This is a genomic window from Kribbella shirazensis, assembly GCF_011761605.1.
GTDB classification, from domain to species: Bacteria; Actinomycetota; Actinomycetes; order Propionibacteriales; family Kribbellaceae; genus Kribbella; species Kribbella shirazensis.
This window is the reverse complement of record NZ_JAASRO010000001.1, coordinates 6,675,921-6,693,189: the sequence shown is the minus strand read 5'-3', so window position 1 is coordinate 6,693,189 and position 17,269 is coordinate 6,675,921. Positions and strand designations below refer to the sequence as shown.

Below are 17,269 nucleotides of genomic sequence, written 5' to 3'. Positions count from 1 at the left end.
CCCGGATTCATCGGCGCCGACGCACGGCGAGGACGGTGATCACGCCGGCCACGAGCATGAGCGCGGGCAGTGCCATGGGGACGACGAGTGGGTCGTTCGCTATCAGGAACGCGTTGCCGAGGGCGGTTGGGGCGAGGCCGATCACGACGGGGACTACGGCGCGCCGGTCGCCACGATGGACGGCGTACAGGACCAGCGGCGTGAGGAGCCACGAGCCGAGCAGGAGCAAGAAGGCGACTTCTGCGGCGTCGAAGCTGAGCCCGGCGCCGTTGTCCATCAGCCAGCCGAAGCTGCCGACGGCGAGCGCCACGATGGCGACCGCCGCAGGTGACCATCGCAGACCGGTGCGCAGATCGAGCGTCCGGCGCGCCGCGGCCAGGACGAGGTAACAGGCGATCACGAGAAGCTCGGCGCCCGCGGCCGCGAGGACGACGTCCGACGGCTCGGGCGCGCGTCCGACCACGTCGGCCGACGGCGGGCAGGCATGGTCCTGACAAGGAATCTCGTCGGGCGGGACCACGAGATAGGCGACGTAGAGCAGGGGGATGCTGAGGAAGCTGACCGCGGCGGTGACGCGGAACAGGTTCCCGGCGGCGGGCCTGGTCGGCGGGCGGTGGAGATCGAGGGGCTGGGCTGTCACAGGACCACGATCTCGTTGCGGAGGGCCATCGGGCGCTGACCGGGGGATCGTTTCCGGCGTGTAAACGTCGTCCGCGAGGGGTTGGCAAGGTGTGACATTGCACTTAAGGTCTGTGCAATGTCACACGGTACAGAGGTGGAGGCGGGGCCGGCGGTCGAGCTGACCGGCGGTTTGCTGCACGACTGGCAGCGGCGGAACCGGGCGGCGACGATCCCGCACGCGATCGCCGAGCTGCGCAAGGCCGGGAACCTGGAGAACCTCCGGCGGCTGACCGATCCGTCGGTCGGTCCGTACCGCGGGCGGTACCCGTTCCTGGACACGGATCTCTACAAGACGCTGGAGGGGCTGGCGTACGAAGTCGGCCGCGAGGACGCGCCGCCCGGCGCGCGCGAGTTCTTCGACGAGGTCGTCGTACTGCTCGAACAGGCGCAGGCCGAGGACGGCTACCTGAACTCGTACTTCCAGGACCCGGACCAGCCCAAGCAACCCTGGTCGGATCTCGGCTGGGGCCACGAGCTCTACAACCTCGGGCACCTGATCCAGGCCGCGGTCGCGGCGCACCGCAGATTGTCGGACGGCCGATTGTTGACAATCGCCCGGCGGTTCGCGGATCTCGTCGTGCGCAGGTACGGCGAGCACGGTGAGGAAGCCGTCGACGGGCATCCCGAGGTGGAGATGGCGCTGGTCGAGCTTTATCGAGAAACCGGCGACGCCGACTACCTCACCCAGGCCCGGTTGTTCGTCGACCGGCGCGGTCACGGGAAGCTCGAGCACACGATCTTCCCGGGGGAGTACTTCCAGGACCACGTCCCGTTCCGCGAGCTGCCGTCGGTCACCGGGCACGCCGTACGGATGGCGTACCTGGCGGCCGGTGCGGCCGACGTACACCTGGAGACCGGCGATCCGACACTGCTGGCGGCGCTCGAGCGGCTGTGGGACGACATGGTCGCGACCAAGCTGTACCTCACCGGCGGGCTCGGCAGCCGGCACTCCGACGAGGCGATCGGCGACCGGTACGAGCTCCCGTCGGAGCGGGCGTACGCCGAGACGTGTGCGGCGATCGCGACGATGCAGTGGGCGTGGCGGATGTTCCGCGCGACCGGCGGGGCGAAGTACCTGGACGTCTACGAGACGGTGCTCTACAACGCTTACGCCGTGGGGCTTTCGGCCGACGGTACGGCGTTCTTCTACGACAACCCGCTGCAGCGCCGGCCGGACCACGAGCAGCGCTCCGGGATGGAGGACGGCGGCGAACTGCTCCGGCGCGCGTGGTTCGGCTGCCCGTGCTGCCCGCCGAACATCATCCGCTGGATGTCCGAACTCCAGGACCACGTCGCACTCCATCGCGACAACACCCTGTACGTCGGCATCTACACCGACGCCCGCATCACCACCGAAGACCTCACCGTCAAGGTCACCACGAACTACCCGTGGGACGGCGAGATCACCCTGACCATCGAGAAAGCACCACCCGCCGAGCGAACCATCGCCCTCCGCATCCCCGGGTGGGCAGAGAACCCCACCCTGACCACACCGGCCGGGTTCACCGACGGGTGGGCAACTGTCCGCCGGACGTTCGTTCCTGGTGATGTTGTGCGGCTGACGTTGCCGATGGCACCTAGAGCGCACGGGTCCCACCCGTACTTGGATGCAACGCGGGGAGCGATCGCCGTAGCTCGCGGTCCGCTGGTCTATTGCGTCGAGCAACAAGATGCCGACGCGCCGGTGGACGACCTGCTGGTCAGCCCGGCCGCTGTCGCGAAGGCGACCACGCGTCAGCACGACGACCACGTCGTGCTCGACCTGACCGCGGGTGTCGCGCCGGCCCCGCCGCCCGAGCTCTACCCCGTGATCACCGAGCAAGGAGCTGAAACCGCGATTCGGGAAGTGCCGGTGACGCTCGTCCCGTACTTCCTCTGGGGAAACCGTCAGGCCCTGGCCATGCGTGTGTGGCTGCGAACGGAAAGAGACAACTGATGAAGAGAACCTCCATGCTGGTCGGGCTCCTCGCCTCCGGAGCACTCGTGCTCACGGCGTGCGGCGGCGGTACGTCGGCAACGCAAGGCGAATCCGCCGGACCCGGCGCCAAGGCCGCGCAGGGCGGCACGCTGCAGGTGCTCGCGAACGCGGCGTTCTCGCACCTCGACCCGGCGCGCGGCTTCGACGGCGGCGTCAACAACTTCTACCGGCTGATCTACCGCACCCTCACCACCCAGGGCGCCGCACCCGGGGCCGACGGCACCAAGATCGTCCCTGATCTCGCCACCGACACCGGCAAGCCGAGCGACGGCGGCAAGACCTGGACGTTCACGCTGAAGGACGGCCTGTTCTTCGAGACCGGCGCCCCGATCACCAGTGCCGACGTGAAGTGGGGTGTCTCGCGCGCATGGGACCCGGAGGTCGGCATCGGCTCGCCGTACGCGAAGCAGCTGATCGATGCGCCGGCGTCGTACCAGGGCCCCTACAAGTCCGGTGAACTGCCGACGATCGAGACGCCGGACGCGAAGACAATCGTGTTCCACCTGAAGAAGCCGTACGCGGACTTCGGCAGCGTGGTCGCGCAGAACACGTTCACGCCGGTGCCGAAGGGTCAGGGCGCGGGCAACCAGCTCGACAGCAAGCCGATCGCTTCCGGTCCGTACAAGCTGGCCGAGTACAAGCCGGGCGCGTCGCTCAAGCTGGTCCGCAACGACAAGTGGGACAAGAAGACCGACGAGGTGCGGACGGCGAACCCGGACGCGTTCCAGTGGACGTTCGGGCTCGACCCGGCGACGATCGACGAGCGGATGATCGCCGGTCAGGGCGCCGACGCCGACGCGATCGCCGGCACCGTCCAGGCCTCGAGCGTGGCGCGGATCCAGACCCCGCAGCTCAAGCAGCGGACGATGAGCGGTCTGGGCGGCTGTACGACGTACATGGGGCTGAACAGCACGAAGAAGCCGCTCGACAACGTGAAGGTCCGGCAGGCGATCAACCTGGCGGTCAACAAGCAGACGGTGCGCGACGCGGTCGGCGGGTCGACGCTCGCCGAGATCGCGACCAGCATCCAGCCGCCGACGATCGCCGGCCGGGTGGACTACGACCCGTACCCGAGCCCGGACCACAAGGGTGACGTCGACGGCGCCCGCAAACTCCTCACCGAGGCCGGTTTCGCGGACGGCTTCACGATGACGCTCGACACCCGCGCACAGCCGAAGATGCAGGCGATGGCGGTCGCGATCCAGCAGGCGCTGGAGCCGCTGAAGATCACCGTCAAGATCAACACCATCGACACCGCGACCTACTACGAGGTGATCGGGACGACGTCGCAGCAGCACGACGCGGCGATCACCGGCTGGTGCCCGGACTGGCCGTCCGGTGCGACGTTCCTGCCGCCGCTGTTCGACGGCCGCAACATCACGCCGAAGGGCAACAGCAACCTGGCGCAGCTGAACGACCCGGGTGTGAACGCGAAGATCGACGAGATCGCCAAGATCACCGACGTGCAGGCCGCGAACAAGGCGTACGGCGAACTGGACAAGCAGATCATGGGGCTCGCCCCGGTCGTCCCGCTGCTGTACGAGAAGGTCCTGATGCTGGTCGGCGGCAACATCGGCGGCGCCTACCTGCACGACGGCTTCTCGGGTGGCATCGACCTGGTGTCGGTCGGACTCAAGGACGCGGGGAAGTGACGACCGCTCCAACTCTTGCTGAGGTCGAGGAGGTAGGACCGTCGGCACCCGCCGGCGGTCCGCCGACCTCGGGCAAGCGGATCCTCACCACGATCACGCGCGACAAGGGCGCGCTGGCCTGCCTGGTCTTCCTCGCGGTCGTGGTGCTGATGGCGGTCGCCGCGCCGTTGATCACCAAGCTGAGCGGCTGGGGACCGTACGCGTTCGACTCCGCCGCGATCAACTCCGATCTCGGCGGCGTACCGCACGGCGCGCTCGGCGGGATCAGCGGCTCGCACTGGTTCGGCGTCGAGCCGCAGAACGGCCGCGACCTGTTCGCCCGGATCGTGTACGGCGCGCGCGTGTCGATCACGATCTCGCTGTCGGCGACCGCGCTGACCGGGATCCTCGGCGTTGTGCTCGGTATGCTCGCCGGGTTCTACCGCGGCTGGGTCGACCAGGTGATCTCCCGGCTGATGGACTTCCTGATGGCGTTCCCGGCGCTGATCTTCATGATCGCGATCCTGTCGTCGCTGCCGGCCGGGAACCGCCCGGTGCTGCTGGTCGTGGTGATCAGCGCGTTCGGCTGGCCGTACCTGGCCCGGGTGATCCGCGGCCAGACGATGACGCTGGCGAACCGCGAGTTCGTCGAGGCGGCGCGGGCGTCCGGGGCGAAGGACAGTCAGGTGGTGTTCCGGGAGATCCTGCCGAATCTGCGCGGCTCGATCGTCGTGATGACCACACTTGCGATCCCGGGCTACATCGGCACCGAGGCCGGCCTGTCGTTCCTCGGCGTCGGCGTTTCGCCGCCGACCGCGTCCTGGGGCCAGATGATCGCGAGCTCGGTCAGCTGGTACTCCGTGGACCCGATGTTCTTCGCGATCCCCGGCGCGTTCCTGTTCCTCACGGTGCTGTCGCTGACCGTCCTCGGCGACAAGATCCGCACCCTGATCGACCAAGGAGAGGCCCCATGACGCGCTACGTCCTCGGCCGGCTCGGTGGCGTCGTCCTGATCCTGCTGGCCGTCTGCCTGTTCACGTACCTGATCTTCTTCAAGCTCTCGCCGGATCCCGCGGTGATGATCTGCGGCAAGACGTGTACGCCGGACCGGATCGACTCGATCCGGAACGTGCTCGGCCTGAACCAGCCGCTCCTGACCCAGTTCTGGGAGTTCCTGAGCGGGATCTTCGTGGGCCGTGACTACGGCTCGGTGCACTGCTCGGCGCCCTGTCTCGGGTACAGCTTCCAGACCAACGAGTCGGTGTGGAACATGATCACCGCGCGCCTGCCCGTCAGCATCACGGTCGCGGTCGGCGCCGCCGTCCTCTGGCTGCTCGCCGGCGTCATCGCCGGTTTGGTCAGCGCGGTCAAGCAGGGGACGTGGTGGGACCGTTCGGCGATGGCTCTCGCCCTGGGCGGGGTCAGCGTGCCGAACTACGTGCTCGCGCTGGTGCTGCAGTACGTGCTCGTGGTGAAGCTGCAATTGCTGCCGTTCCCGGCGGCGGTGCCTTTTGTCGACAATCCGGTTGTCTGGTTCGAGTCCTATCTGATGCCGTGGGTCGTGCTGGCGGTCGGCTACGCCTGTCTGTACGCACGGTTGACCCGAAGCAATGTGATCGACACGTTGTCCGAGAACTACTACCGGACCGCGCGCGCCAAGGGACTGAGCGGATCGCTGATCATGCGCCGGCACGCGCTGCGGCCGGCGCTGACGCCGATCACCACGATCTTCGGGATGGACTTCGCCGGGTTGCTCGGCGGCGCGCTGATCACCGAGACCGTGTTCGGGCTGAACGGGATCGGCAAGATGGCCGCCGACTCGATCGCCAAGAACGACCAGCCCGTGATCATGGCGGTGACCCTGCTCGCCGCGTTCTTCGTTGTCATCGGCAACGTCGTGGTCGACCTGCTGTACACGGCCCTGGATCCGCGGGTGCGGGTGGTGTCGTCATGAGCGACGAACTGTTTGTTGTCGACAATCTGACGGTCACGTTGCCGACCAGCCGTGGTCCGGTCGACGTGGTGAAGAACGTGTCGTTCACGGTCGGCCGGGACGAGACGGTCGGGATCGTCGGCGAATCCGGCTCCGGCAAGTCGATGACCGCGCTGGCAGTGCTCGGGCTGTTGCCCCGCGGCGCCCGTACGTCGGGCAGCGTCCGGCTGGACGGTACCGAGTTGCTCGGCAAGTCGGAGGGCGAGCTCCGAGCGGTGCGGGGCAACGCGATCTCTATGGTGTTCCAGGATCCGTTGTCGTCGCTGAATCCCTACTACACCGTGGGGCTGCAGATCGAGGAGATGTACCGGACGCACCGCGGCGGGTCCCGGCGCGCCGCCCGGCAGGTGGCGATCGAGGCGCTGGACCGGGTCCGGATCCCTGACCCCCAACGGCGCATCGACCACTATCCGCACCAGTTCTCCGGCGGCCAACGGCAACGCGTGATGATCGCGATGGCGCTGTGCTGTTCGCCGTCGTTGCTGATCGCGGACGAGCCGACGACCGCGCTCGACGTGACCGTGCAGGCGCAGATCCTCGAGCTGCTCCGCGAACTGCAGTCCACGACCGGTACCGGGATGGTCTTCATCACCCACGACCTCGCGGTGATCAGTTCGATCGCGCAGCGGGTGCTGGTGATGCAGTCCGGCGATCCGGTCGAGTACGGGACGGCGGAACAGGTGTTCTCGGCGCCGCGGCACGAGTACACCCGGATGCTGCTGGACGCCGTACCGCGAATTGATGACGAGGTTGCGCTATGACATTGCTGGAAGTGCGGGGCGTGACGAAGGAGTTCGTCACCCGCGGCGAAGGGGCGATGGCGCGGAAGTCGACGTTCACGGCGGTCGACGACGTCAGCTTCGAGGTCGAGCTGGGCGAGACGCTGGCGATCGTGGGGGAGTCGGGCAGCGGGAAGTCGACCACCGCGCGGATCGCGGCCCGGCTGCTGGAGCCGACGGCCGGTACGGTCGTGTTCGACGGGCAGGACGTGACGCGGGCCGGCGGCAAGGAGCTCGCGACGTTCCGGAACAACGTGCAAGTGGTGTTCCAGGACCCGTTCTCGTCGCTGAACCCGCGGTACACGGTCGAGCGGATCATCACCGCGCCGCTCACCTACCAGGGCATCACGCCGCCGGGCGGCCGGCGGGCATTCACCCAGGAGCTGATGGAGCGCGTCGGGTTGAATCCGGACCACTGCCGGCGGTACCCCGCGCAGTTCTCCGGCGGTCAGGCGCAGCGGATCGGGATCGCCCGGGCGCTCGCGGTGAACCCGAAGCTGGTGATCTGCGACGAGGCAGTGTCGGCGTTGGACGTGTCGATCCAGGCGCAGGTACTGGAGTTGCTGATGCGGCTGCAGCGGGAGAGCGGGTTCAGCTACATCTTCATCGCGCACGACCTGGCCGTCGTACGGCAGATCTCCCAGCGCGTTGCGGTGATGAACCGGGGCAGAATCGTGGAGCTCGGGCCGCGCGACCAGGTGTTCGGCGACCCGCAGGACGAGTACACGAAGACGCTGCTGGCCGCCGTACCGCGGATCAACCCGGAATGGGACGCCAGACGCAGGCAGAAAGAGGCCTCATGAGCTACACGATCCCTGGCATGCATGTTCGTGAGCACACCGTTTCGGTGCCCCTGGACTGGGAGGATCCAGGAGAGACGATCACGGTTTTCGCCCGCGAGCTGGTCGATCCGGTGCGGCGGGACGAGGACCTGCCGTGTCTGCTGTTTCTCCAGGGCGGGCCGGGCGGGAAGGGACCGCGGCCGACCGGGCCGGACGGGTGGATCGGGCAGGCGTTGAAGAAGTACCGGGTCGTGCTGATGGACCAGCGCGGCACAGGCCGTAGTACGCCGGTCAGCGCCCGCCGGATGGCGTCGATGCCGGCCGAGGCGGGCGCCGACTACCTGGCCTGCTTCCGGGCGGATTCGATCGTCGCCGATGCCGAACACCTGCGGAAGACCGTGTTCGGCGACAAGCCGTGGTCGACGCTCGGGCAAAGCTACGGCGGCTTCCTGACGCTCGCGTATCTGTCGAAGGCGCCCGAGGCGCTCACCGCCTGCTACGTGACCGGTGGCCTCGCCTCGATCGACCCGTCGGCGGCCGAGGTGTACCGGCGGACCTATCCGCGCGTCGCGGCCAAGAACAGCGAGTTCTACCGGAGGTACCCGCACAACGTGGAGCGGGTCGGCCGGATCGCGGACCGGCTGGCCGAGTCCGACGTACGGCTGCCGGACGGGGATCGCCTGACCGTACGGCGGTTCCAGTCGCTCGGGATCGACTTCGGGATGAAGCCCGGGTACGAGCGCATCCACTGGCTGATCGACGAGGCCTTCGACGCCGGCGAGCTGTCCGACACATTCCTGAGCCAAGCGATGGCGCTCTCCTCCTACGCCGGCAACCCTCTGTTCGCGGCCCTCCAGGAGTGCATCTACGGCTCCGGCGAGGGCGCGACCGGCTGGGCGGCGGAGGCGGAGCGCGCGCGGCGCCCGGAGTTCGCGGAGGACGCGCGGCCGCTGCTGTTCACCGGCGAGATGATGTACCCCTGGATGTTCGCCGAGATCCGCGGGCTGCGTCCGTTCCAGGGCGCGGTCGAGCTGCTGGCGCAGCGGCCGCGGTGGCCCGAGCTCTACGACCTGGAGCGGCTGGCCGCGAACGACGTACCGGTGGCCGCGGCGGTCTATTTCGACGACATGTACGTCGACTCGGGGCTGCAGCTCGACACCGCGCGCCGGGTCGGGAACGTCCAGGCGTGGGTGACGAACGAGTACGAGCACGACGGGCTGGGCACGGACCGGGTGTTCGAGCGGCTGACCGAGCTGATCGCCTCGATCGGGGGTGGCGTACCGAATCACTGACGACCGGTGCTTCACAATAGGCGGCGACCCAGGAGGTGAATCCATGGCTGCCGATTCGATCGGGCCGCTGCCGAGCGTACGGCGGCTGGCGCAGCGCGAGAACCTGCGTGACAGCGTCGCCAACGCACTGCGCGCGGCGGTGATCTCCGGCGAGCTGAAGCCGGGGGAGGTGTATTCGGCGCCGACGCTCGGCGCCCGGTTCGGGGTCTCCGCGACGCCGGTCCGCGAGGCGATGCTCGACCTGGTCCGCGAGGGCCTGGTGATCTCGCTGCGGAACAAGGGCTTCCGCGTCACCGAGGTGTCCGACGAGGACCTCGACAACCTGGCGGAGGTGCGGCAGCTGATCGAGCCGCCGACGGTCCGGGACGTCGTACCGGTGATTCCGGCGGCCGACTACCCGCGGCTGCGGCGACTGGCCGAGGACATCGTGGTCGCGGCGGAGGCGGGCGACCTGATCGCGTACATCGAGGCCGACCGCGTCTTCCACGTGACGCTGCTCGCGTACTCCGGCAACCAGAAGCTCGTCGACGTGGTGTCGGACCTGCGGTCGCAGACGCGCCTGCTCGGCCTGACCCCGCTGCTCGAGAGCGGCCGCCTGGTCCCGTCCGCCGCCGAACACCACGAACTGCTCGACCTCGTGGAAGCCGGCGACGGCGAAGGCGCCGAACAACTCATGCGCCGCCACATCGGCCACGTCCGCGGCCTGTGGGCCCGCTCCCAGAGCAACTGAGAGGTCAGATCACCTCGACGTGAGCGCCTGCTTCGCGGTGGTGGCGGCGTTGGCGCCGTACGCGGTGGTGAGGCGCTCGAGGAAGGTGGTGTGGTCGAGGGTGTACTCCTGGGTGCCGACCGTCTCGAGGACGGTCGTGGCCAGGGTGCAGCCGAGCTGGGCGGCGGCTTCGTGGTCGAGGCCGCTCGCACGGCCGGTGAGGTAGCCGGCCCGGAACGCGTCGCCGCCGCCGGTCGGGTCGACCAGGCCCGGCGCGGGCACCGCGGGGACCTTCGCCAGGATCCCGCCGGCGTCCTCGATCACCACGCCGTCACCGCCGTGCGTCGTGACCCGTATGCCGACCCGCTCGAGGAGCTCGCCGTGGCTCCAGCCGGTCTTCTGCACCATCAGCCCGGCCTCGTACTCGTTGCTGAACAGGTACGCCGCGCCGTCCACGAGCTTGCGGATGTCCTCGCCGTCCATCCGCGCCAGCTGCTGCGACGGGTCGGCCGCGATCGCGATGCCGTGCTGCTTGGCGAGCTCCGTGTGCTTGATCATCGCCGCCGGGTCGTCCGCGCCGATCAGCACCAGGTCCACGCCGCCCGTCGCCTGGTGGATCGCGCCGAGGTCGAGCTCCCGCGCCTCGGCCATCGCGCCGGTGTAGAACGAGGCGATCTGGTTCGCGTCGAGGTCCGTCGTACAGGTGAACCGCGCGGTGTGCACGTTCTCGCAGACGCGGACGTGCGAGATGTCGACGCCCGCCTCCGTCAGCGCCGCGCCGTACTCCGCGAAGTCGGCACCGACCGAGCCGACGAGCAGCGACGGGTACCCGAGCTGGGCCATGCCGTAGCAGATGTTCGCGCCGACGCCGCCGCGGTGGACGACCAGCTCGTCGACGAGGAACGACAGGGACACCTTGTGCATCTGCTCCTCGAGGAACTGGTCCTTGAACCGGCCCGGGAACGTCATCAGGATGTCGGTCGCGATCGAACCGGCGACGGCGATGCGCATGCGGGGTGCTCCTCAGTGGGGTGGGTGTGCGGCGTTTGAGCAACCCATAGAGACTACAGGCGACCGATCTAATACATGGAGGGCGGGATTCATGGGCCATCAGGTGCCGGTGACCGAGGAACTGCACGACTACATGCTCGCCCACGGCATGCCGCTGGACGAGATCGCGACCGAGCTGCGTGCCGAGACCGAGAAGCTCGGCAACCCGGCCGGGATGCTGACCACCGCGGACCAGGCCGGTCTGCTCACCACGCTGACCCGGCTGATCGGCGCCCGCCGCGCGGTCGAGATCGGCACCTTCACCGGCTTCTCCGCGCTCGCGATCGCGCGCGGGCTGCCGGCCGACGGCGAGCTGATCTGCCTCGACGTCAGCGACGAGTGGACCTCGATCGGGCGCCCGTACTGGGAGCGCGCCGGGGTCGCGGACCGGATCGACCTGCGGATCGGCGACGCGCACGAGTCGGTGACGAAGCTCGACGGCGAGTTCGACCTGGCGTTCGTCGACGCCGACAAGGGCTGGTACATCCAGTACTTCGAGGCGGTCCTGCCGCTGATCCGGCCGAACGGGCTGCTGCTGTTCGACAACACGCTGGCCGGCGGCCGGGTGCTGGACGCGGACGGTCCGGCGGACCGCAAGGAGTTCAACGCGCACATCGCCCAGGACGATCGCGTCGACGTGGTCATGCTCGGCATCGGCGACGGGCTGACGCTGGTCCGCAAGAAGTGAGTGAGCCCCGCCTGTCCGTGCGCGGGCTGCAGCACAAGTACGGCGACCGGCCGGTCATCGAGGGCCTGACGTTCAGCCTCGAGGCCGGCCAGGCGGTCGCGCTGGTCGGGCCGAACGGCGCCGGCAAGACGACCGTGCTCAAGTGCATCGTCGGCGCGGCCGCACCGGCGGCGGGCAAGATCCTGCTCGACGGCCGGCCGATCGACGAGCGCGCCGAGGCGGTACGGCGGGACGTCGCCACGCTGCTCGACGACCTGGACTTCTTCCCGGACCTGACCGCGGCCGAGCACCTCGACCTGCTCGCCCGCGCCCACGGCAACGCATCGCCTGAAGACCTCGTGGATTCGACGCTGCACGACATCGGCCTGCTACCGGCCGCTGACCAGTTGCCCGGTTCGCTGTCCTCCGGTCAGCGCCGTCGCCTCGCTCTGGCGACGGCGCTGGTCCGCCCGCGCACGCTGATGGTGCTCGACGAGCCGGAAGCCCGGCTGGACACCGACGGCGTCCAGTGGCTGTCGGAGCGGTTGGTAGCGGAGAAGAAGTCGGGTACGTCGATCCTCTTCGCCAGCCATGATCCCGACCTGGTGGAGACGGTCGCCGACTCAGTCGTCACCCTCACCCCGCTGCCATGAGCGCAGCGGACGGACCGGTTGTCTTCGATCCTGCCGACTTCGGGGCGATTCCGTCGTCGCGGGCCTTGCGGCAGTGGATGCGGACGACGCGGCGGCGGCACGCGGACCGGTCGTTCGGGCAGATCTTCGAGGACGTGTACCTGGTCCTGTTCACGCTCGCGATGGCGGGCGCGTCGGGCGGCAACGTCGTACGGCACCTGAACTCCAACGCCGCCGGGTGTACGTCGTCGGCGTGCGGCGAGCTGACCGCGGCGCTACCGTGGATCGTCGTACCGTTGCTGCTGGCAACCACAATCCGGGTGCTGCTGGCCGTCGGTCCGGTATCGGCCTCGCGGGCGACCGGGTTCTGGTTGCTGGCGACCCCGGTCGATCGAGCGTCCTTGCTGCGACCGGCGTACCGCATGGTGATCGCCGTGGTCGCTGTCATCGGTCTCCTGGCCGGAGCGGTCAGTTGGGCGTTGCTGGGCGCGTTCTGGATCGACGTTCTCGAAGCGGCCGTGCTGATCGGGGCGCTGCTCGTGTGTGCCGCGGTCGCGGCGGTGTGGGCGCAGCAGACGACGCAGCGGTCCCGCTGGGCGTTGCGGCTCGCCGATCTGCTGCTCGCGGTGGCGGCCGTCCCGGCTGTCCTTCTGGCGTTCCAGCCGACCGAGGACCGTTTCACCAACGAGATCGTGGTCATCCAGGGGTCGTCCTTCTCCACGCCGCCATCGGGGCTCGCCGCGCTGATGACTCCGCAGGAGGCCTGGCTCCTCGCCGTCAGCGGCGTGTTCCTGACCGCCGCGCTCGCGTTGGCCTTCGTCACCGCGCGGACGCTCGACCGGCTCAGTCGTACCAGCGTGATCGCCGGCGGTGAGTTGCTGGCCGGGCTGGCGGGGGCGGCGAGCAGTCTGGACATCAGCATGCTCGGCGACGTGATCGCCGGGCGGCACTGGCGGCTGAAGGGGCGGGTCCGCTCGTACCGCGGCCGAGGCTCGAACGGGGCCGCGATCGTGCACCGAGAGTTCCGCCGCATCCTGCGCTGGCCGCGCAGGCTCGCGGTCGCGTTCGGCCTGCTCGTCGTCCCGTACGCCGTCCACGGCCTGGGCGTCCACGTCCTGGTTCCGGTAGCGGCCGCGATCGCCGGCTTCATCGCCGTACGTCCCCTGCTCGACGGTCTCCGTACTGCGTGTCGCTCGGCCGGGCTCGCCCGCGCGATGGGCATGGACGTCCGCGACCTCCGCATCGTGATGGCGGTCGTCCCCGGACTGTTCACCGCACTGTGGGCAGTGCTCGCCTACCCGGCGATCGGCAGCGCGGCCGCCAGTTTCGCTGTTGCCGTCGGCATCATTTCGGGCACCGTCCGGCAGGCGTCCGCGCGCCCGCCGTCGTACGCCGGACCACTGCTCACGTCCCCGATGGGCGCGATCCCACCCGGTCTGTTCTCCCAGCCGTTCCGCGGCTTCGACCTCCTCATCCTGTGCCTGGCCCCGGTCCTCCTCAACCTCAACAGCCTGTGGCTGGTGGCGATCCCGACCGTCGTCCTGACGCTGATGTTCGCAATCCGCCCCAAGACCGACTGACACCGCAGCCATCCTTGCCGGACTTATGCGCGGACAGGTACCTTGTCTCGCATGGTAGCGGAGAAGGTCTTCACGCAGCTGCGGCGCGGGACGCTGGAGTTCTGCGTCCTGGCGCTGTTGCAGGGAGAGCCCCGTTACGGTTTCGAGTTGGTCAAGGCGCTCGGCGAGGTCGACGGCCTCGTCACGACCGAAGGCACGATCTACCCGCTACTGGCCCGGCTGCGACGCGAGGGCCTGGTGGAGACGAGCTGGCAGGAGTCCGAATCCGGCCCACCGCGGCGGTACTACACATCGACGACCGAGGGCACTCGGGCGCTGGCCGCGTTCACAGCGGACTGGCATCGGTTCTGCACCTCGGTGGACAAGATCCTGCAGAACGGGAGACGGGGATGAACGTGGAGCAGGACACCGACCAACTGGTCGAGGCGTACCTGAAGGACCTGGCCGCGGAGGCCGCGGTGTTGCCGGCCGGGCGGCGTGACGAGTTGCTCGCGGACATGCGAGCGCACATCGCCGAGGCGCGCGCGGCCGGGGCCACCTCCGAGGACGAGGTCCGGCAGGTGCTGCAGCGCCTCGGTCAGCCGCGCGACATCGTCGCCGCTGCCACCGAAGGTCTGGTGCTGGTGGAGGTCCCGCCACGCCTGCGCCCGCGAGACTTCATCGCGCTTGGGCTGTTGTTCTTCGGTCCGTTCCTGCTGGTGATCGGCTGGCTGGTAGGCGTCTGGCTCCTCTGGACCTCCAACCGGTGGAGCCGCACCTGGAAATTCATCGGCACCATCGAATGGCCGCTCTTCTACGCACTGGCCCTGGCCTGCGAAATCCTCTTCCAGCCACGGATCGGGCTGATCCTCGTGGGGAGCGTCCTCAGCAGCGTCGTCGTCATCGGCCTCCTCATGAAGAACGCCCGGCCTCAGCCTCAACGTTCGTAGCTGAGCCACTTGCGGTCGATCTCGGTGGTTAGGTCGACGTCGTGCTGGTTCGCGAAGAGGAGGAGCTGGCAGAGCACATCGGCGAACTCCTGGTGGAACGTGTCGCGGATCTGCTCCGGAGTCGAGCCTTTGGCGCGGGCGCGGCCGGTGTGCTGCAGGTAGGCCTGCGTGAGCTCGCCGACCTCCTCCTGGAGCTTGAGCAGGAACCAGTCCGGGTCGCGATCGAAGCCGAGGCTCTCGCCGTACCCGACCGAGACCTTCTCCAACCGCTCTGCGAGCTTCTCGAGATCCACCCGGACAGCCAACCAGGTCCCACCGACAACGGCAGGACCTGGCTGGGGGAGGGGACTACTGGGCCGCAGACTCGGCGGCAGGCGCGGCGCCGTCGGCGGGCGGCTCGGCCGACGTGTCGACCGGCGGGAACGGCTCGAGGTCTGCGGGCAGCTCGGGCGCCGGGTCGACGTTCGGGTCCGGAGCCTCCGGCGCCTGCGTCGGCGAGCCGTCGACCTGCAGGCTCGGCGGTGCGGTTGCCCACACCGCGGCGGCGGCGCGCGCGGCGTCGGCGGCGTCGGTCTGGCGTTCGTAGTTCTTGATGTCGAGCGCGTACGCCTTCACCACCGCGGACAGGTCGCGCCGCAGCTGCCGGTGCGTCCAGAGCGCGTAGGCCTGCGTCCGGGCCTCGATGAAGTTCTTCAGTTCCTGCATCTGGGCCGGGGTCATGTCGTCGTCCTCCGAGTGGCCTGGGGTGAATTCGCCGCGGGCGATCGCGGCGCGGGCGGCGTCGCCGGGACAGTCCGTCCCGTCCGGCCGGACCGCGGAGTGCGGCCGGATCGCCGTACCTCGCGGATAGATCCTGCGGAAGTCGGCGATCACCGCACGGGTGGTCGCCTTCATGGCGGCGGTCGGCTGCTCGCCGGTGACGAGGATCAGCAGAATCGCGCCGTACCGCTCGTTGAGATCGCTGTTGCCGTTGGCGCCGGACTGCGTCCGCAGACCGCGCAGCGTCCAGGCCCGTCCGGCCTGGTCGACCGCGACCTGGTACGCGATGTCCGACCAGCCGCGGCTGTCCATGTGGTAGTTCTGCCAGCCACGCAACGCGGACGCGACGGCCGCCTTGGTGTGGATGACGCTCGTCGACCCGGTGCCCGGCCAGTGGATGACCGCGCCTTCGACCCGGGACACGGTCAGGTTGCCCGGTCCGCCGTTCGGCGGGCGCGCGTTCCACGCGGACCGGGGCAGATATTCGACCATCTGTGCTCCTCACATGCCTCACAGCGCCACATACCCACCGCTGGCGCTCGGTAATCAACCGATCACAATCGGCATGCGCCCGTCAAGCGATGATCACATCCAATCAGCCGAGGGGGCCTACTGCTCCAGCAGCGGCAGGAGTTGGTCGCCGATGCGGATGGTTTCTTCGCGGTACGGCGTGTCGGAGAGGATGAAGTGGGTGATGCCGAGGTCGCGGTACCGGCGCAGGGACTTGGCGACGTCGTCGGGGGAGCCGACCAGCCAGGTGGTGCCGGCGCCGCCACCGCCGTACTTGCCGGGAGCGGTGTAGAGGTTGTCGTCGAGGACCTCGCCGCGCTCGGCCAGGTCGATCAGGCGCTGCTGCCCCACGGCCTGGAACCAGCGGCGATCCCGCGAACCCTGCTGTTCGGCCATCTTCGCGACCTTCGCCTCGGCGTCGGCCCACGCCTGCTCGCTTGTGTCCCGGACGAGCGTCGTGATCCGCAGCCCGAACTCCAGCGGCGGATGCTCGCGCCCGAGCTCGTCCTCCAGTTCCCGCAGCCGAGCGATCCGTGCGGCGATCCCGTCCAGCGGCTCACCCCAGAACAGCTGTACGTCGGCATCCGTCGCGGCCACCCGCTGTGCGGCATCCGACGCGCCGCCGAAGTACAGCCGAGGGTGCGGACGGCCATCCCGTACGACGGGACGTGTGGCGACCGTCGATCCCGTCACGGAGAAGTACTCGCCGGCGAACGTCACGTCCTCCTCGGTCCACAATCGCCGTACCAGTTGGAGAAACTCCTTCGTCCGCGCGTAGCGCTGCGGCTGATCGCCCTCGCTGTCGCCGTACGCCGCGAGGTTGTCCTGACCGGAGACGATGTTGATCAGCAGCCGCCCGCCGCTCAACTGGTCGAGCGTGCTCGCCGCGGACGCGAAGTGCGCGGGATGCCAGTACCCGGGACGGATCGCGGCCAGCGGCCGGAACGTCGTCGTCCGCGCGGCCAGGGCCGTCGCGACCGTGAACGTGTCGGGCCGTCCCCACCCGGTGCCGAGCAGTGCGCCGGACCAGCCGTGGTCCTCGGTGAGACGCGCGAGCTCGGTCAGCCGCTCGATGCTGTTGTGGCCCTGGACGGCGTCGTCCCCGCGATGCCCGGGGTCGACCTGGTTCGGGATGTACCAGAGGAAAGTCATGCCTAGCAGATTAAGTCCATCTGATTAGTTGACTTTGACCGTCTCGCGCACTGGTCGCACCGGTGTTCAGCTCGCCGTCGCCAGGCATTGACATCGTTGTCTGGCGCGGCGACGATACATCCTCGAGAGTTCGGATGAAACGTTT

The 17,269-nt window shown here is 69.0% G+C and carries 18 protein-coding genes; 13 read left to right on the top strand and 5 right to left on the bottom strand.

Annotated elements, in window-relative coordinates; all coding sequences use genetic code 11:
* Window positions 1–7: 7 nt before the first annotated feature.
* Complete coding sequence (locus BJY22_RS32100; protein ID WP_167214362.1) at window positions 8–640, bottom strand: hypothetical protein; 633 nt, start codon at window positions 638–640, stop codon at window positions 8–10.
* Between the two features lie 117 nt (window positions 641–757).
* Between BJY22_RS32100 and BJY22_RS32095 the strand changes: the two genes are divergently transcribed.
* The 8 genes from BJY22_RS32095 to BJY22_RS32060 are packed head-to-tail and all read left to right on the top strand — an operon-like array spanning window position 758 to window position 9,866.
* Window positions 758–2,617, top strand: a complete 1,860-nt coding sequence (locus BJY22_RS32095) for a glycoside hydrolase family 127 protein (protein WP_167214359.1) — start codon at window positions 758–760, stop codon at window positions 2,615–2,617.
* Window positions 2,617–4,311, top strand: a complete 1,695-nt coding sequence (locus BJY22_RS32090; RefSeq protein WP_238350524.1) for an ABC transporter substrate-binding protein — start codon at window positions 2,617–2,619, stop codon at window positions 4,309–4,311. Before BJY22_RS32095 ends, BJY22_RS32090 begins: the two co-directional genes overlap by 1 nt.
* Window positions 4,308–5,264 (top strand): ABC transporter permease subunit, encoded by a 957-nt coding sequence (locus BJY22_RS42000; RefSeq protein ID WP_167214357.1) that lies wholly within the window; start codon window positions 4,308–4,310, stop codon window positions 5,262–5,264. Before BJY22_RS32090 ends, BJY22_RS42000 begins: the two co-directional genes overlap by 4 nt.
* On the top strand, window positions 5,261–6,244 hold the full coding sequence (locus BJY22_RS32080; protein ID WP_167214355.1) for an ABC transporter permease: 984 nt from the start codon (window positions 5,261–5,263) through the stop codon (window positions 6,242–6,244). Before BJY22_RS42000 ends, BJY22_RS32080 begins: the two co-directional genes overlap by 4 nt.
* Window positions 6,241–7,044 carry an ABC transporter ATP-binding protein gene (locus BJY22_RS32075; RefSeq protein ID WP_167214354.1) on the top strand — a complete coding sequence of 268 codons (804 nt, stop codon included), beginning with the start codon at window positions 6,241–6,243 and terminating at the stop codon, window positions 7,042–7,044. The genes BJY22_RS32080 and BJY22_RS32075 overlap by 4 nt, the downstream gene beginning before the upstream one ends.
* A complete protein-coding gene (locus BJY22_RS32070; protein WP_167214351.1) occupies window positions 7,041–7,865 on the top strand; it encodes an ABC transporter ATP-binding protein in 825 nt (274 codons plus the stop codon). Before BJY22_RS32075 ends, BJY22_RS32070 begins: the two co-directional genes overlap by 4 nt.
* Window positions 7,862–9,136, top strand: coding sequence for an alpha/beta fold hydrolase (locus BJY22_RS32065; protein ID WP_238350523.1), 1,275 nt, complete (start codon window positions 7,862–7,864; stop codon window positions 9,134–9,136). The genes BJY22_RS32070 and BJY22_RS32065 overlap by 4 nt, the downstream gene beginning before the upstream one ends.
* 43 nt (window positions 9,137–9,179) lie before the next feature.
* Window positions 9,180–9,866 carry a GntR family transcriptional regulator gene (locus BJY22_RS32060; protein WP_167214345.1) on the top strand — a complete coding sequence of 229 codons (687 nt, stop codon included), beginning with the start codon at window positions 9,180–9,182 and terminating at the stop codon, window positions 9,864–9,866.
* A gap of 9 nt (window positions 9,867–9,875) precedes the next feature.
* Here BJY22_RS32060 and BJY22_RS32055 read toward each other — a convergent pair whose 3' ends face one another.
* Complete coding sequence (locus BJY22_RS32055) at window positions 9,876–10,856, bottom strand: carbohydrate kinase family protein (protein ID WP_167214342.1); 981 nt, start codon at window positions 10,854–10,856, stop codon at window positions 9,876–9,878.
* A gap of 91 nt (window positions 10,857–10,947) precedes the next feature.
* Here BJY22_RS32055 and BJY22_RS32050 point away from each other — a divergent pair, with 91 nt between their 5' ends.
* From BJY22_RS32050 to BJY22_RS32030, 5 genes are read left to right on the top strand one after another with little or no spacing between them, the layout of a single operon-like run.
* Window positions 10,948–11,583: an O-methyltransferase gene (locus BJY22_RS32050; protein ID WP_167214339.1), complete on the top strand. Its 636-nt coding sequence runs from the start codon at window positions 10,948–10,950 to the stop codon at window positions 11,581–11,583.
* Window positions 11,580–12,215 carry an ATP-binding cassette domain-containing protein gene (locus BJY22_RS32045; protein WP_167214335.1) on the top strand — a complete coding sequence of 212 codons (636 nt, stop codon included), beginning with the start codon at window positions 11,580–11,582 and terminating at the stop codon, window positions 12,213–12,215. Before BJY22_RS32050 ends, BJY22_RS32045 begins: the two co-directional genes overlap by 4 nt.
* Window positions 12,212–13,774: a DUF6297 family protein gene (locus BJY22_RS32040; RefSeq protein ID WP_167214332.1), complete on the top strand. Its 1,563-nt coding sequence runs from the start codon at window positions 12,212–12,214 to the stop codon at window positions 13,772–13,774. Before BJY22_RS32045 ends, BJY22_RS32040 begins: the two co-directional genes overlap by 4 nt.
* A 51-nt stretch (window positions 13,775–13,825) precedes the next feature.
* Window positions 13,826–14,167, top strand: coding sequence for a PadR family transcriptional regulator (locus BJY22_RS32035; protein WP_167214330.1), 342 nt, complete (start codon window positions 13,826–13,828; stop codon window positions 14,165–14,167).
* Window positions 14,164–14,703: an HAAS signaling domain-containing protein gene (locus tag BJY22_RS32030; protein WP_167214327.1), complete on the top strand. Its 540-nt coding sequence runs from the start codon at window positions 14,164–14,166 to the stop codon at window positions 14,701–14,703. Before BJY22_RS32035 ends, BJY22_RS32030 begins: the two co-directional genes overlap by 4 nt.
* On the opposite strand, the gene BJY22_RS32025 is transcribed toward BJY22_RS32030, so the two are convergent.
* The 3 genes from BJY22_RS32025 to BJY22_RS32015 form a co-directional block, all read right to left on the bottom strand.
* Window positions 14,691–14,996, bottom strand: coding sequence for a nucleoside triphosphate pyrophosphohydrolase family protein (locus BJY22_RS32025; RefSeq protein WP_167214325.1), 306 nt, complete (start codon window positions 14,994–14,996; stop codon window positions 14,691–14,693). The genes BJY22_RS32030 and BJY22_RS32025 overlap by 13 nt on opposite strands.
* Before the next feature lie 55 nt (window positions 14,997–15,051).
* Complete coding sequence (locus BJY22_RS32020; protein WP_167214322.1) at window positions 15,052–15,954, bottom strand: peptidoglycan recognition protein family protein; 903 nt, start codon at window positions 15,952–15,954, stop codon at window positions 15,052–15,054.
* A gap of 117 nt (window positions 15,955–16,071) precedes the next feature.
* On the bottom strand, window positions 16,072–17,124 hold the full coding sequence (locus BJY22_RS32015) for an LLM class flavin-dependent oxidoreductase (protein WP_167214321.1): 1,053 nt from the start codon (window positions 17,122–17,124) through the stop codon (window positions 16,072–16,074).
* Between the last annotated feature and the right edge of the window lie 145 nt (window positions 17,125–17,269).